Source organism: Paenibacillus sp. Negev47, from assembly GCF_058313655.1.
Map to the genome: position 1 here is coordinate 5840910 of NZ_CM177754.1, position 16809 is coordinate 5857718.

The following is a 16809-nucleotide window of genomic DNA, read 5'->3' on the forward strand; positions in this document are numbered from 1 at the left end:
ATCGTTCAAGAGCGTTCAACACTAACTTGTGCCCGACTGCTGGACTGTGGTTGTGTCCTGGCATATTGGGCAGCCATGCTTGAGGAAACGGATACGATATCACATAGAGAACAGGCTATCGCAGAATCGGCAGCCTGTTCTCTAATTATAATAGCTAGTTTACGAACTTCACCTCCGGAAAGCGGCTATCCGGTCCTTTCATTAAGTTTCCGCCTTGATTTTTCAGATACATATCGAAGAAATCCAGCATATAGGCATTGATAACGGAGTTCGCTCTTTCGGGTGCAATCTTTCCTGTAATGCCCAGCATGTTGAAAATCGGAGAAATGAACTGTACATCGGCAAAATTCAAATGCTCCGTATTATCGATATAGAGGACTTGTCCCCCTTCGTCGACCGTTTCGCGCATCCGTTCAAGCTCTAACTTTTTATCTTCCGTTACTTGATCCTCCCACTCTCTTGTCGAGCCCATACGGTTAAGCTCTGCATCTGTGTAGACCCGGTTATCCACCACCCTTTTTAATTTTTCGGAATAGCTTTCCGAGTTGATGAACAAAAACGGCTTTCGCAGTCCCTCTCTTTCACGCAGTCGATAAAGCCCTCCATCTAAGTCTATTCCAACCGTGATTCTCGGATCGTAAGAAGCGTCATAAGCCGTCGCTCCGCCTATGGAATGACCGAACACCCCGACATGACCGAGATCGATCCTCCCTTTTAGATGACTTGGAATTTGCCCCGATTGAATGAGCTCGAATTGGTCCAGCGCAAATGCCACATCTTCGGTTAAAACTTTTCCCAACTTGTCTCGAACTCCCCTTCCCGTCCGGTAATCATGATCGGGCGAGAATAAGTTGTCGGTTGTGCTGGTCGTGATTCGACCGTCCGGAAACTTGGTCGCAAATGTATTGTAGGTGTGGTCGATCACAGCCACGATATATCCGTGACTCGCGAGATTTTCGGCTTGCGACGTGTGGAGGAACCTGGAAGAGACATTTCCAGGATTTGAAAGGATCAACGGGTATAAGGCCTGTTCCGAGGAGACTTCGCCCCCCGAATATGAATGACTGGATACATACTTCAGGTGTTGAAAAGTAAATGCAGGAAGACCAAAGTTCTCCCCCATATAAGATAAAATCCGGATATCAGGGATAAAGGGAGCGTACTCCCCAGTGCCGGCTTCAGTCGGATACCATACCTGAACCATCAATTCTCTCTTGCCCGTCGCGGTTTTTCCAAATGTCTCCTCCCGGTTAGGATCGACGAAATGGAAGACTTGCGTACCTACCTTCAACTTGCCGGTTGGCGCCGGAAGGTCGAATACGGGAAACACATAGTTAAGGCACGCTGTTGCGATTAACCCAATCACAATTAAAAGGGGACCCAGCACTCTACGGATTCGCGAGGTAGTCCGTACGGCTTTCTGCGTTATGAAAACATCTATAATTGAAAGCATAAGCATCAGGATCGTAAATCCGTATAAAAATAAAAGCTGAACCCTGTATCCTTCGACAAGAAGATGTATCACTAAAAAAAAGGAGCCTGCTCCGCTTGTCAGGAGCAAAGCAGATCTCCTGATACGTTGATTGAAAATAAATGGAATTACCAACAAAAAAACACTTGAAAAGAACAGCAGAATTTCAAAAAGCCTCACGCCAACTCCCCCTAAAAATTAATCCCATCAATGGATAGGATTAATATACAGGAGCAACAAGATTGATACCTATTGATCTAGATTACAATCGCCTTACACTCTTGTAAGATTGTTGTAAGTTGCCTACAATGGGGCAGAAAACAGCATGTTATGTGCTGGCTTCTTCCTTTCGGCAAAATTAGTTGTTTGTTTGTTTGTTTGTTTGTTTGTTTGTTTGTTCATCTATCAAGTATGTATCCAGGTTGCTGATTAAGTGCACACCTGGATATTTGAGGTGAATGGGTAGTAAAAAACAGCCCATTAAATTTGAGCTGTTCCTAATTTCATAGATCAAATTAGACAAAAAGAAAAACCACCACCGAATAACATCGGCAGTGGTTCTTTGCTTGGCGGCGTCCTACTCTCCCAGGACCCTGCGGTCCAAGTACCATCGGCGCTAGAGGGCTTAACGGTCGTGTTCGGGATGGGTACGTGTGGAACCCCTCCGCCATCGCCACCAAACGCATAGCTTAGCTTACATTCAGAGATCGTTCTCTGAAAACTAGATTCGAAACGAAACATGCGAATTCAAACTTGCAAATTGGATAAGCCCTCGACCGATTAGTACTGGTCAGCTCCATGCATTGCTGCACTTCCACCCCCAGCCTATCTACCTCGTCGTCTTCAAGGGGTCTTACATACTGGGAAATCTCATCTTGAGGGGGGCTTCACGCTTAGATGCTTTCAGCGTTTATCCCTTCCGTACATAGCTACCCAGCGGTGCTCCTGGCGGAACAACTGGTACACCAGCGGTACGTCCATCCCGGTCCTCTCGTACTAAGGACAGCTCCTCTCAAATTTCCTACGCCCACGACAGATAGGGACCGAACTGTCTCACGACGTTCTGAACCCAGCTCGCGTACCGCTTTAATGGGCGAACAGCCCAACCCTTGGGACCTACTTCAGCCCCAGGATGCGATGAGCCGACATCGAGGTGCCAAACCTCCCCGTCGATGTGGACTCTTGGGGGAGATAAGCCTGTTATCCCCAGGGTAGCTTTTATCCGTTGAGCGATGGCCCTTCCATGCGGTACCACCGGATCACTAAGCCCGACTTTCGTCCCTGCTCGACTTGTAGGTCTCGCAGTCAAGCTCCCTTATGCCTTTGCACTCTTCGAATGATTTCCAACCATTCTGAGGGAACCTTTGGGCGCCTCCGTTACTCTTTAGGAGGCGACCGCCCCAGTCAAACTGCCCACCTGACACTGTCCCCGCACCGGATTACGGTACCAGGTTAGAACCTAGATACGATCAGGGTGGTATCCCAACGTTGCCTCCACGCAAGCTGGCGCTCACGCTTCAAAGGCTCCCACCTATCCTGTACAGATCGTACCCAAATTCAATATCAAGCTGCAGTAAAGCTCCATGGGGTCTTTCCGTCTTGTCGCGGGTAACCTGCATCTTCACAGGTATTAAAATTTCACCGGATCTCTCGTTGAGACAGCGCCCAAGTCGTTACGCCATTCGTGCGGGTCAGAATTTACCTGACAAGGAATTTCGCTACCTTAGGACCGTTATAGTTACGGCCGCCGTTTACTGGGGCTTCGGTTCACAGCTTCGGGATTGCTCCCTAACCACTCCCCTTAACCTTCCAGCACCGGGCAGGCGTCAGCCCGTATACTTCGCCTTACGGCTTCGCACAGACCTGTGTTTTTGCTAAACAGTCGCTTGGGCCTTTTCACTGCGGCCCCCTCGTGCTATTCACACTACCGGGGCACCCCTTCTCCCGAAGTTACGGGGTCATTTTGCCGAGTTCCTTAACGAGAGTTCTTCCGCGCGCCTTAGAATACTCTTCTCGCCTACCTGTGTCGGTTTGCGGTACGGGCACCATCACCTGGCTAGAGGCTTTTCTTGGCAGTGTGAGATCATGACCTTCGCTACTGTAATTTTCACTCCCCATCACAGCTCAGCCTTACGATGTGCGGATTTGCCTACACATCAGCCTTACTGCTTAGACGGACATCCATCAGTCCGCGTCACTACCCTACTGCGTCCCCCCATTGCTCATAACGGCTTACGGTGGTACAGGAATTTCGACCTGTTGTCCTTCGACTACGCCTTTCGGCCTCGCCTTAGGTCCCGACTTACCCTGAGCGGACGAGCCTTCCTCAGGAACCCTTAGGCTTTCGGCGGATCAGATTCTCACTGATCTTTTCGTTACTCATACCGGCATTCTCACTTGTATAATGTCCAGCGCTCCTTACGGTACACCTTCAACCCTTATACAACGCTCCCCTACCCCTGATGCAAAGCATCAAGCCATAGCTTCGGTGGTGTGTTTAGCCCCGTTACATTTTCGGCGCAGAGTCACTCGACCAGTGAGCTATTACGCACTCTTTAAATGATGGCTGCTTCTAAGCCAACATCCTGGTTGTCTGTGCAACTCCACATCCTTTCCCACTTAACACACACTTGGGGACCTTAGCTGATGGTCTGGGCTGTTTCCCTTTTGACAATGGATCTTAGCACTCACTGTCTGACTCCCGGAAGTAAGTCTATGGCATTCGGAGTTTGACTGAGCTTGGTAACCCTTGCGGGCCCCGCACCCAATCAGTGCTCTACCTCCACGACTCTGTTTTCCGAGGCTAGCCCTAAAGCTATTTCGGGGAGAACCAGCTATCTCCGAGTTCGATTGGAATTTCTCCGCTACCCCCACCTCATCCCCGCATTTTTCAACATGCGTGGGTTCGGGCCTCCAGTGCGTGTTACCGCACCTTCACCCTGGACAGGGGTAGATCACCCGGTTTCGGGTCTACGTCCACGTACTAATTCGCCCTATTCAGACTCGCTTTCGCTGCGGCTCCGGCTCTTCACCTTAACCTTGCACGGGAACGTAACTCGCCGGTTCATTCTACAAAAGGCACGCCATCACCCCTAAAACGGGCTCTGACTTTTTGTAAGCACACGGTTTCAGGTTCTATTTCACTCCCCTTCCGGGGTGCTTTTCACCTTTCCCTCACGGTACTGCTTCACTATCGGTCGCTAGGAAGTATTTAGCCTTGGCAGATGGTCCTGCCGGATTCATACGGGGTTTCACGTGCCCCGCACTACTCGGGATCCGTCTCGGAGGGAACCAACTTTCAACTACAGGGCTTTTACCTTCTTTGGCGGGCCTTTCCAGACCTCTTCGCTTAACCGGTTCCTTTGTAACTCCATGTGAGACGTCCCACAACCCCAAAGAGCAAGCTCTCTGGTTTGGGCTTCTCCGCGTTCGCTCGCCGCTACTGACGGAATCACTATTGTTTTCTCTTCCTCAGGGTACTTAGATGTTTCAGTTCCCCTGGTATGCCTCTGCACAACCTATGTATTCAGTTGTGAGTAACTGGAAATTACCCCAGCTGGGTTTCCCCATTCGGACACCCCCGGATCAAAGCTTGCTTACAGCTCCCCGAGGCAGTTTCGTTGTTCGCCACGTCCTTCATCGGCTCCTAGCGCCTAGGCATCCTCCGTGTGCTCTTAGTAGCTTAACCTCGTGCTCCGGTATTGGCCGCTCGCTTCCCTTGTTTTGCTTACGCAAAGCCAAAAGTCACTCCCACCCAAAACCATCGTACGTGCAATCTACCGTTTTTATTGAAACTTGTTTTAACACAAGTTCAGCTAAAAAGGAATGTTCTAATTCGCATTTACTTTCGTTTCGATATCTAGTTTTCAAAGAACAAGCTCCATGCAAAAGCAAGCTGTTTGAGAGTTTGAGCTCTCAAAACTGAGCAACGAGTGAGTGTTTTGCTCTTCATTTCATCCACACCAAGGTGAAGGACCGAAATGAATTGCGGTCGCAGGTTCTAAGAACCTGCTTATTTGAATGTTTCCACGCGGGAAACGATTCTCCATAGAAAGGAGGTGATCCAGCCGCACCTTCCGATACGGCTACCTTGTTACGACTTCACCCCAATCATCTATCCCACCTTCGGCGGCTGGCTCCTTGCGGTTACCCCACCGACTTCGGGTGTTATAAACTCTCGTGGTGTGACGGGCGGTGTGTACAAGACCCGGGAACGTATTCACCGCGGCATGCTGATCCGCGATTACTAGCAATTCCGACTTCATGCAGGCGAGTTGCAGCCTGCAATCCGAACTGAGACCGGCTTTGTTGGGATTGGCTCCATCTCGCGATTTCGCAGCCCGTTGTACCGGCCATTGTAGTACGTGTGTAGCCCAGGTCATAAGGGGCATGATGATTTGACGTCATCCCCACCTTCCTCCGGTTTGTCACCGGCAGTCTATCTAGAGTGCCCACCCGAAGTGCTGGCAACTAAATATAAGGGTTGCGCTCGTTGCGGGACTTAACCCAACATCTCACGACACGAGCTGACGACAACCATGCACCACCTGTCTCCTCTGTCCCGAAGGAAAGGTACATCTCTGTACCGGTCAGAGGGATGTCAAGACCTGGTAAGGTTCTTCGCGTTGCTTCGAATTAAACCACATACTCCACTGCTTGTGCGGGTCCCCGTCAATTCCTTTGAGTTTCAGTCTTGCGACCGTACTCCCCAGGCGGAGTGCTTAATGTGTTAACTTCGGCACCAAGGGTATCGAAACCCCTAACACCTAGCACTCATCGTTTACGGCGTGGACTACCAGGGTATCTAATCCTGTTTGCTCCCCACGCTTTCGCGCCTCAGCGTCAGTTACAGCCCAGAGAGTCGCCTTCGCCACTGGTGTTCCTCCACATATCTACGCATTTCACCGCTACACGTGGAATTCCACTCTCCTCTTCTGCACTCAAGTCACCCAGTTTCCAGTGCGATCCGGGGTTGAGCCCCGGGATTAAACACCAGACTTAAATGACCGCCTGCGCGCGCTTTACGCCCAATAATTCCGGACAACGCTTGCCCCCTACGTATTACCGCGGCTGCTGGCACGTAGTTAGCCGGGGCTTTCTTCTCAGGTACCGTCACCTTGAGAGCAGTTACTCTCCCAAGCGTTCTTCCCTGGCAACAGAGCTTTACGATCCGAAAACCTTCATCACTCACGCGGCATTGCTCCGTCAGGCTTTCGCCCATTGCGGAAGATTCCCTACTGCTGCCTCCCGTAGGAGTCTGGGCCGTGTCTCAGTCCCAGTGTGGCCGATCACCCTCTCAGGTCGGCTACGCATCGTCGCCTTGGTGAGCCGTTACCTCACCAACTAGCTAATGCGCCGCAGGCCCATCCCCAAGTGACAGATTGCTCCGTCTTTCCAGTTCTCTTCAGGCGAAGAAAACAATTATTCGGTATTAGCTACCGTTTCCGGTAGTTGTCCCAAACTTGAGGGCAGGTTGCCTACGTGTTACTCACCCGTCCGCCGCTAACCATCAGAGAAGCAAGCTTCTCTTCAAGTCCGCTCGACTTGCATGTATTAGGCATGCCGCCAGCGTTCGTCCTGAGCCAGGATCAAACTCTCCAATAAAGTATTGAAAAGAGCGATAAGCTCATTTTGAATCTGACGAGATTAAAAATCTCATTTGTGCTCCAGTCGATCCAAGCCAAGGCTTGTTTCAAACTTTCGCATTCATTCTGCAAGCAGAATGTTTACTCACTCGTTGTTCAGTTTTCAAAGATCAAACTTGTTTCGTTACCGAACATTGTTCTCTTCAGCAACTCTTATATATTATCATGTCCGAACCAACTTTGCAAGCTCTTTTTTTAAGTTTCTTTCGAAGCTTATTTTATTCGCTTGCCACACCGTGAATCTCGTGTTTTTTTGGCCGGAAATAGAATATACCATGTACAGTTATGGAACGCAAGTCTTTTTTTCGAAAATATTAATCTTCAGAAAATAAGCACCCTATAATCCTTTTAACAAGTATCTCCTTATTATCGGCCAAATGATACTTTGCGCACAGCCTTTAATGAATCGGAATAATCAACAACCTTGTACAGAGGGCGTCCCTTAGAATGCCCGCTCTGTAACATCCGTCATTAAAGGAAGAACAGTATGGAGTCTTCATAATTATAGAAACTTATTAACCGATGATTTAAGTGGTTAAACGACCAAGAAATCATAGATCATTTTACGCGTTCCTTCTATTATAGAAGGAAACCATTTTTGAAATTCATTTTTTCCCATGAAAAGAATACAAAAAAAAAAAAAAAAAAGCGAAAGCTTCGGGTTTGAACCCCGTGGCTTCCGCTTCTTTCGTTTATAAGATAAAAAACTTATCTCAGCATTCTTCATAAAACTAACTTTAGTTTATTCCCCGCCAATAAATACGTATCGGCAGACTACAATGAGCGCCAAGATCCACATGAGCCAGTGAATTTTCACTTTGCGTTCTGTAACCAAGTTACTGAATACCGCCAGAATCACATAAGATACGATACCTGCAGAGATTCCGTTCGCGATTCCGCCTGTGAAAGGCATCAATACAATAGTAAGGAACGCGGGGAAAGCTTGCAGGAAATCATCCCACTCGATGCTGCGGACTTGACTCATCATAAGTACACCCACGATGATCAATGCCGGAGCAGTGGCAGCAGACGGGACAACCAGCGCAAGCGGCGCGATAAACAGGGCCAAAATGAACAGCAAACCTGTCGTTACGGAAGTCAGTCCTGTACGTCCACCCGCTTCAACGCCTGAAGCACTTTCAACGTATGCCGTAATGGTACTTGTACCCAGTGCAGCACCTGCGCTGACACCAACTGCATCGACGAGCATCGCTTTACCGATGGTTTTCTCGCCTTTTTTCTTATCCTTCATAATGCCCATACGTGTTGCCGTACCTACCATCGTACCGAACGTATCGAACAATTCAACGAAGGTAAAGATAAAGATGATCTCGAACAATCCCAGACTGATAGCACCTTTCAAATCCAGTTGTCCAACCGCCAGATCGCTGAAGTTAGGCAACCAGCTTGCGCCCGAAAGACCACTCAGATTCGTAACACCCATCGGAATACCAATCAGCGTTGTTGCTACAATTCCGATCAGCAGAGCGCCTTTAACACGCATAACCATCAGAATAGCAATAAGGAGCAAACCGATCAGTGCAAGCAATGCATCATGGTGCGTTATAAAGTTACCCAATGATAGATTGAAGCTACTGCCTGGAATCGGCTGACTCAGATCTGCGTCTGGCGCAACATTAACCGTTACTGCCACAAGATTAGCAAGTTTGAAACCAATAATCGTAATAAAGAGACCGATACCAACCGTAATGGCCATTTTGATCGACTGCGGAACTGCAACAAGCAACATTTGCCGAACTTTGGTCACGGTCAGAATAATGAACACGATACCTGAAAGGAATACCGCTCCGAGAGCAGCTTGCCAAGTAATCGCCCCATTCGAACTTAGAACGACAGTCATGAAGTATGCATTCAATCCCATACCTGGTGCGAGCGCAATCGGAATATTCACGAACAATCCCATAATAATAGTCATTAACCCGGCGCCGACGGCTGTTGCAAAAAATACGGCATTATCCGACATACCCGCCCCGGCTTGACCCAAGAACAACGTATTCACAAAAAGAATGTAAGCCATTGTCATAAAGGTAGTGAGACCCGCAACAATCTCCGTTCTAACGTTTGTTCCGTTTTCTTTTAGTTTAAAGAAACGATCCATAATTCACTAACTCCCCCTTAGAGATGTTGAAGCCATATTGAAAAACGACAAATGACCCTGAAGATGATTCTTCCCCCAGGGCTCAGCTGATAAGGAGTGGCACTACGGCCTTTACTAAGAACAAAAAAAATTCTAATGTGCGTGATGTCCCCGCAATCATGTAGAATTCCTGTGCTCAGCCTTCTCCTCTTCGTAGCCAGATCATTAGGGTGATCTCGTAGAGACTCCCGGGCCAATTCCCGGGATTATACGAATTAGTATGCGCTATTTGTTTGTTTCCCATCACTATTTTAGGAGGGGAGTATCTGTTTTGTCAATGAGAAAAACGAATGTTAATCTCGTTGACCTTACATATCGTTCGTATTATTTAACAAAAGGAACCAGTTCAGCGGTTTACTATCCAATTAAATATGCTATACTCGGCAGATTTCCCACAGCCTATGTTCATTATGTCAGGATGGGATTCCTGCAGATTAATATAAAAAAGCTACCCTGATCAAGGAGGCTGTGAAGCACTCTGATCAGGGTAGCTCATGTGTCTGATGCGTTTTAGCAATCAGGTGAATGATGATATAGGAATAACGATGTCTCGTATTCCGAAGGCGTTTACTCATTAGGTATATCGAGCACTTTGCGACATGTTCCAGTTCTCATTTTCACTGGATCAGTCCTATGTCAATTATATCTCTTGTTGTTCCAGATCTGTGTTCGTTGTTAAGTCAGAGGATAACTCCTGGTTTCTAGTCTGATCGGAAGAAGCATCCGCTGCCTCTAAGTTCACAAATGGAAATTCTCCCGAACCGGAGGCCAAGTCTTGCATTTCTGAACCGTATCCTGCCAGCATCACCATCAGAAACGCACTTCCAATGCCCATCTTCCATTTGCTCATATAGTCGGTTTTACGCATACATTCAATTCTCCCTTCAGTAGCCACATAGCTCTTAGTATGTACTTATTGTACAGGCCCGACCTGAAAGGATCATGAAGTGAACTTTAAAATGGGATGAAATTTTAAATAGAACCCTGTCATAAAAAAACTCCCTTCTATTTGCGAAATGCCGCAGATAAAAGAGAGCTTTTTTCAAAATATTGTTACGGGTGTATATCCTACTCCCACTCGATCGTTGCAGGTGGTTTGGATGTTACGTCATAGACGATACGGTTTACGTTATCGACTTCGTTAACGATCCGTACAGAGATTTTCTCCAGCACATCCCAAGGGATACGTGCCCAGTCCGCAGTCATACCGTCGATGGATGTTACAGCACGGATACCTACGGTGTAGGAATACGTACGCGCATCACCCATAACGCCCACACTCTTCATGTTCGGCAGAGCTGTGAAGTACTGCCAGATCTCGCGATCGAGACCGGCTTTGATAATTTCTTCACGCAGGATGTAATCCGAATCACGAACGATTTTGAGCTTGTCCTCGGTTACTTCGCCAAGTACACGAATCGCAAGACCCGGACCTGGGAACGGCTGACGCCATACGATAGCTTCAGGCAGACCGCACTCTTCGCCGACTTTACGCACTTCGTCCTTGAACAGGGCACTCAGTGGCTCGATCAGTTTGAAGTTCATGTCTTCAGGCAAACCGCCCACATTGTGGTGGGATTTGATGGTCTGTGCAGTCGCTGTGCCACTTTCCACGATATCCGTGTACAGTGTACCTTGTGCCAGGAATTCGAAATCATCAAACTGCTTGGATTCTTCGTCAAATACGTAAATAAACTCGTTACCAATGATTTTACGTTTTTGTTCCGGATCATCTACGCCTGCCAGTTTGGACAGGAAGCGCTCCTGTGCATCGATTTTAACCACTTTCATGTCGAATTTGCCGACAAACGTCTCCATTACGCTTTCTGCTTCGCCTTTGCGCAGCAGACCATGGTCGATAAACATACATGTCAGTTGGTCACCAATGGCTTTGTGAAGCAGCGCAGCAACAACAGAAGAATCCACGCCACCACTCAGTGCGCACAGTACTTTACCATCGCCCACTTTTTCACGAATATCTTTGATTGTATCATCAATGAATGTCTCCATGCTCCAGTTGCCTTCGCAACCACAGATTTCGAACAGGAAGTTACGAATCATATCGTTACCACGAACAGAGTGACGTACTTCCGGGTGGAACTGAACAGCATACAATTTGCGCTCTTCGTTACTCATTGCAGCGATTGGCGCACTTTCCGTGCCTGCATCCAGTTTGAAACCCGGAGGAAGTGTAACCACATGGTCACCGTGACTCATCCATACCGTGTGCTCACCGTCGATACCTTGTGCGAGAGCAGCACCTGCTGCGAACTCGATGTCGGCTTTACCATATTCACGCTTCTCGGAACGTTCTACTTTACCTTCAAGCTGTTGGGCCATAAGTTGCATCCCGTAACAGATTCCGAAGATGGGAAGTCCAAGATCATAGATAGCCGGGTCCACATGTGGTGCATTTTCTGCGTACACACTGGATGGTCCGCCAGAGAAAATGATTCCTCGTGGTGACATTTCTGCGATCTTCTCTGCCGGTGTGTTATACGGCAAAAGCTCGCTGTATACGCCGAGATCCCGAATTCTTCTGGCGATTAACTGGTTGTATTGGCCCCCGAAGTCAAGGACAACCACTATTTCATTTGGCTTATTCATTACCGTGCCTCCCTCAATTCAATGAAACTAATTATACGCAACGACAAAACATACCGTCAAGGAAAGGCGAAACTCCTTTTTTCGACATTTCAAAACAAGGGATATCGTATACCTCCGATTATGAAGTTTCGAATAGAAAGCTTGGCAGCAAGATGATGGTTCAAGTGTATGATCGTGGAAAGACGCCTCGTTCTCAGCATAGCGAGAAAGGCGCCTTATGTATGGCTTGCAACGATAAACCAAACGCTGCATTTAAAAACAGTGCGCCAGCCAATGGTGATCTTCATCTGCCCACAAATCGCCAAGCTCTATTGGAAAGCGATAGCGTTTGGTACCGCAGGTGCTTCGCATCTTTGGTGTAACGTTGTAACACCCTTGTGTTACAACGCCTGCAACCGCTGAGCCAGACGAAGTGCACGGCGCAGGAAGTCCAGACTGTCGGCGCGCAGCGGACGGTCTGGCCCGTACAGCAGCCGTTCCCAGTCGGCTGCAAACCGCGCGATGTCCGCGCCGTCCGCGCCTGCGGCCAGAGCCGGTGATGCTGCATATTCACGCAGCGTCATGCCCTGTGGCCGCGAGCCGTACCGACGCGCGAGCGCGGCCCAGACCGGAGCGGCGGCACGCAGTAGCCGCTCGCGGTCCGGAAAGCTGCTGCGCGGCCACGCCAGCAGCAGCCTGATCCGCAGCGCGGGGCGCAGCCGCCGCATGCGAACCAGAGCAGCGGCGCCCAGCAGAGCCGCTGCCACAAGGGCTGCCGCGAGCCATGGCTCCGCGGCAATGGCCCGTGCGCGGGCGAGCAGCCACGCGCCCGCGTAAGCCACTCCGCCGCTTATATACGGCGGAGTCTCCGCAACAGGTTGCGCCCCGGCGAGTGCTGCGACATCTTCGCCCACGCCTTGCGCCATGGTGAAGCCCGGCGTGGCCTCAAACGGCATCCAGCCTGCACCGGGAAAATACACCTCTACCCAGGAATGTGCATCTCCCTGGGAAATCATATACTGACCGGGTACATCCGGGTCAGCAACTCCAGGGCCAAAGCCTTTAACCCAGCGTGCGGGGATTCCTTCTGCACGCAGCAACACAATCATGGCTGTGGAGAAATGATTGCAATACCCCTGCCGTGTGACGAATAGAAAATCGTCCACAAAATCTGTTCCGCGCGGCGGCATACGGGTATCCAACGTGTATTCGGCATGATCAGCCAGGTAAGTTTTCACAGCTTGTACAGCATCATAACGGGTCTCACTGCCCTGAATGATTTCCTTGGCAAGAGTCTGCACCCGATCGGGAAGTGTCGTGGGCAATTGCAGATATGTCCTTCGAATGTCTGCCGGATCTTTCCCTTTATTCGTTTCCCCAAGCAGACGTAACTGTTCCGGGGATGCCACAGGAATCATGACGTCTGCCGAATAATTTTTAACCACCTTATCGCTTCCAGAGCCTGCGAGCCACAATGTTGCCGAATCGCGATTAGACATCAAAGAAAGCATGTTTTCCTGGTTATCCTTGTTCTTATCCTGGAACGATACGTTGACCGGTATGCCCCCGGTAAAGAGCGGATTCGGTCCTTTCCACTCTCGCTGCATCGTAACGGTTTGGCGAATGCGACTCCAATAGGTTGGATTCTCCCATCCATCTGTTCGCAGCAACCCGGATGAACTCGCCGTTTCGAAGCTTTGACCAGGATCACTCCAAGTACTACCGTTATAATATGAACGGGTCTCCCCTCGCCAATACGTCACTTCCGGACTCTTCGCTATAAAAAAAATGGAGTTCCCCTGTACCAACGGTGCTCCCATCGGCGCATCCGCTGTGCTATATCCTGTGACTGCCGTTGCAGCAGGGATACTACTGTGCTGTGTATAACCCGCCCAGCGAGCTAAGCGTTCACCAATCTGCTCCAAGGATATGCGTTCCGGTTGAGGAATGGAAGCAAACTGACCAGGTAACGATGAGAAAAGTACCATACCTGCGGAAGCAACGATAGTTACTGCGCTCCAACGACCATAGGGACTGCCTCGATAACTCGGAGTAGTGACTCCTCCGTTAAGGCGGAGTAACTGAAGCAGGGCCTGAATAAGAAGAATCCATAATACAGAACGTATCACTGAAGCATACACATCCAGCCCCGCAAAGGATTCAAGCAGAAGCAGATAGAGCAGCGTTGCACTGCCAAACAGCATAACGCTTCGACGGTGCAATACAAGGGATTGTACCGAAGCCATGAGCATGCTCCAGCCGCACATCATGAGCAAACCTCTCGTTTCTGTGCTCATGGCGTGAAATCTCCAGTTGTTTATAAAAGTGTCCATGTCCGCTGAAAGTATTCCCGGATAAGCGGCCGCCCATCCGACAGGATCAATCCCTCCGTACATCAGACATAGTGCAGCAAGAGCAATGAATAATCGGATCAGTACTCCCGTGATCCAACCTGTACGAATCAACCCCGCCAGCAACAGAGCTCCCGTTAATCCCGCCATCACAGACAAGAACCGTTCACTGCCCTGCTGACCTGATGATGTAACAGGATATATCCATTCCAGAGACAGTATGAGTAAAATGAATGAGATAAAGATTTTGTACAGGACAGGTACTATTACATATCCCTCATCCTTCGTGTCCGCCACGGTGGAATTCGGTTGCTGGTTACCATTACGCTCCCACATCCGTTACCTCCGCCTTTCCCATTGAAGATAACGCACTGTCTGTAACCGAATGAATCGGCACCCCGCTGTGACGAAGCTGCTCCAAACTATCATATCCCAATCCATTCATCGATCTATCCGTTGATCCTAACTGGGTCGCCTCAGTCAGTTGCACCTCTACGCTATAACCCGATCCGATTGCAGACAGGATCCAATCGGCCAGAACCTGATCCATTTTACCTGTGAGAACTACAATCCGTGACCCATTCGCCAGTCTATCCAGCATCTCCGTGCGGAGCGAAACAGGGACAGATGGGACCTTGGATATCCGTGCTCCCGCGAGCTTGTCCAGGCCATGGCTTTCTGCATGCAATGGCCCCTGTTGCCATTGATCCTGTGCATCATAGCTCTTATCGCCGCCTTCCATCCAGAGATGATAAGGAATTTCATCCCGTTCTGCGGTATGAATCCAGCGGGCAGCCGCACGAACCACACGTTCAAAGGCAGCGGTATCTATGATCTCCGTCGGTTTCACGTTATAACCCGAAGCCCCTTCATAGACAAGAATGCCTAGCGAAGCTAAATCAGAGGTGTCCGGCAAAAAGGTCTGAAGTCTTCCCGTTTTGGCTGTACTTTTCCAATGGACACGTCCAAGTGGGTCCCCCTGCTGATATTCACGAAACTCAGGGCTACGGTTACCTTGGCTGGTTCTTCGCTCAGAAAGAGCCCCTTCCATCATCGCTGCGAATCCTAAAGACTCACCATTCCCTAAAGCCGTTGCTTGAGGAACAACAATTAGGGGTGTATCACCTGCGGTCTCTGCGGAGAGCGTATTCCAGCCAAACATATCACCCCAGTACAATCTGCCCGTATCCCACCTGTAGACCCCTCTGCGTAAACCGGAACATTCATATTGATAGGTGAATTGACGCCGTATTCCCGGAAAAATCAATTTGCGATGTACACCAGCAGGTGTGTTCTCACACAGGATGATCCATAACAATGGAACTCGGCACTTGAATTCCAACTCCACCACTACCTGTATTCCCTCGCCCGCCTCAATCCGGTTCGTGTGCATCTTTCGACGAATGTTAATTTGGCGTGGTCTGAACCAATGGAGAAGCAGACCTCCCGTGAACATCAAGAAAGCCATAATGGATAGGAACAACGCTGCTCTGCCTCCATGCCACTGGTACAAAGAAGCGAAGGCCACCACCAAGACAGCACTCAAAATTCGTTGTCCCAGTGCAGTCATTGCCTCCGTCCCCTTCCCTGTGATGCCATTTGTACAGGTACCGGGACAGATGACAATGCTTCTTCAATGACTTGTACTTGCCCCCAAATCTCCGCTCTGTTCTGGGCCTTCAATTGAATACGATGAGAAAGGACAGGCACTGCCACCTCTTTCACATCATCCGGTATGACATAACTGCGTCCCTGAAGGTAGGCAAATGACTGCGCGGCTGCCATCCAGGCCAGTGTTCCGCGCGGACTGATGCCCAGCCTTACTGCCGGAAGGCTGCGAGATGCCACAGCAACTGCCACCAGATACTGTTTGACGACAGGATCAACATGTACCTGTTTGACTTCACGCTGCATGGCTACGACCTCTTCAGCAAGCAGGACAGGGCGAAGTACTTCAAGTACTTCCCTGCTTTGCATGCGGGTTAACAATTCCAGTTCCTGCTCTGGATCTGGATACCCCAGTCCAATCCTCATGATAAATCGATCTAGTTGTGCCTCAGGCAGACGGTACGTACCCTCGAATTGTAACGGATTCTGTGTCGCCAGCAGAAAGAAAGGGCGTGGCAAGGCGTAGGTTGTGCCATCGACCGTAATACGTCGTTCCTCCATTGCCTCCAGAAGGGCAGACTGAGTGCGGGGTGAAGCGCGATTTATTTCATCGGCCAGGACGATGTTGGACATGACAGGTCCGGGCCGAAACTTGAATTCAGCTGTATGCGGTTGATAGATCGAAGTACCCGTAACGTCTGCTGGCATCACATCGGACGTGAACTGAATCCGGCCCATGGAGCAATCCAGTGCAGAAGCAACAGCACGAACCAGCATCGTTTTCCCCGTACCCGGCACATCTTCCAGTAATATATGACCTCCACTGAGCATTGCAGTGAGGACATAACGAATCTCTTGTTTTTTACCGATAATCACACTTTCTACTCGCTTCATGACCCTGTTTAGCAATTCGACCGCATGTTCATGTTCCATTCGAATATAAGACATTTCTCCTGATCTCCTTCCGTTCATCAGCATTTCTGAGCATAG

Annotated in this window: 7 protein-coding genes, 3 rRNA genes and 1 riboswitch; all 10 genes read right to left on the reverse strand. The window is 49.4% G+C overall.

Annotation, left to right across the window (positions count from 1 at the left end; genetic code table 11):
• Positions 1-154 precede the first annotated feature (154 nt).
• The 10 genes from AC4G47_RS26295 to AC4G47_RS26340 all read right to left on the reverse strand — a co-directional run bounded on the left by AC4G47_RS26295 (position 155) and on the right by AC4G47_RS26340 (position 16767).
• Positions 155-1651 (reverse strand): alpha/beta hydrolase family protein, encoded by a 1497-nt coding sequence (locus tag AC4G47_RS26295; protein WP_491103520.1) that lies wholly within the window; start codon positions 1649-1651, stop codon positions 155-157.
• Positions 1652-2035: 384 nt separating this feature from the next.
• Positions 2036-2152: ribosomal RNA gene (rrf, locus tag AC4G47_RS26300) — 5S ribosomal RNA — on the reverse strand.
• A 79-nt stretch (positions 2153-2231) separates the two neighbouring features.
• Positions 2232-5159, reverse strand: a 23S ribosomal RNA gene (locus tag AC4G47_RS26305).
• 363 nt (positions 5160-5522) lie between these two features.
• Positions 5523-7075 (reverse strand): 16S ribosomal RNA (locus tag AC4G47_RS26310).
• The 16S, 23S and 5S rRNA genes sit together here, the layout of an rRNA operon.
• 783 nt (positions 7076-7858) lie before the next feature.
• Entirely contained in the window at positions 7859-9235 is a 1377-nt protein-coding gene (locus AC4G47_RS26315; RefSeq protein WP_458125269.1) for an NCS2 family permease, read from the reverse strand.
• A gap of 173 nt (positions 9236-9408) precedes the next feature.
• A riboswitch (purine riboswitch) is annotated at positions 9409-9508 on the reverse strand.
• Positions 9509-9914: 406 nt separating this feature from the next.
• A complete protein-coding gene (locus tag AC4G47_RS26320) occupies positions 9915-10142 on the reverse strand; it encodes a hypothetical protein (protein ID WP_491103521.1) in 228 nt (75 codons plus the stop codon).
• Between the two features lie 200 nt (positions 10143-10342).
• Positions 10343-11881 carry a glutamine-hydrolyzing GMP synthase gene (guaA, locus tag AC4G47_RS26325; protein ID WP_458125267.1) on the reverse strand — a complete coding sequence of 513 codons (1539 nt, stop codon included), beginning with the start codon at positions 11879-11881 and terminating at the stop codon, positions 10343-10345.
• Between the two features lie 380 nt (positions 11882-12261).
• On the reverse strand, positions 12262-14547 hold the full coding sequence (locus AC4G47_RS26330; protein WP_491103522.1) for a transglutaminase-like domain-containing protein: 2286 nt from the start codon (positions 14545-14547) through the stop codon (positions 12262-12264).
• Positions 14534-15781 carry a DUF58 domain-containing protein gene (locus AC4G47_RS26335; protein ID WP_491103524.1) on the reverse strand — a complete coding sequence of 416 codons (1248 nt, stop codon included), beginning with the start codon at positions 15779-15781 and terminating at the stop codon, positions 14534-14536. The genes AC4G47_RS26330 and AC4G47_RS26335 overlap by 14 nt, the downstream gene beginning before the upstream one ends.
• A complete protein-coding gene (locus AC4G47_RS26340) occupies positions 15778-16767 on the reverse strand; it encodes an AAA family ATPase (protein ID WP_491103526.1) in 990 nt (329 codons plus the stop codon). The genes AC4G47_RS26335 and AC4G47_RS26340 overlap by 4 nt, the downstream gene beginning before the upstream one ends.
• Positions 16768-16809: the final 42 nt, after the last annotated feature.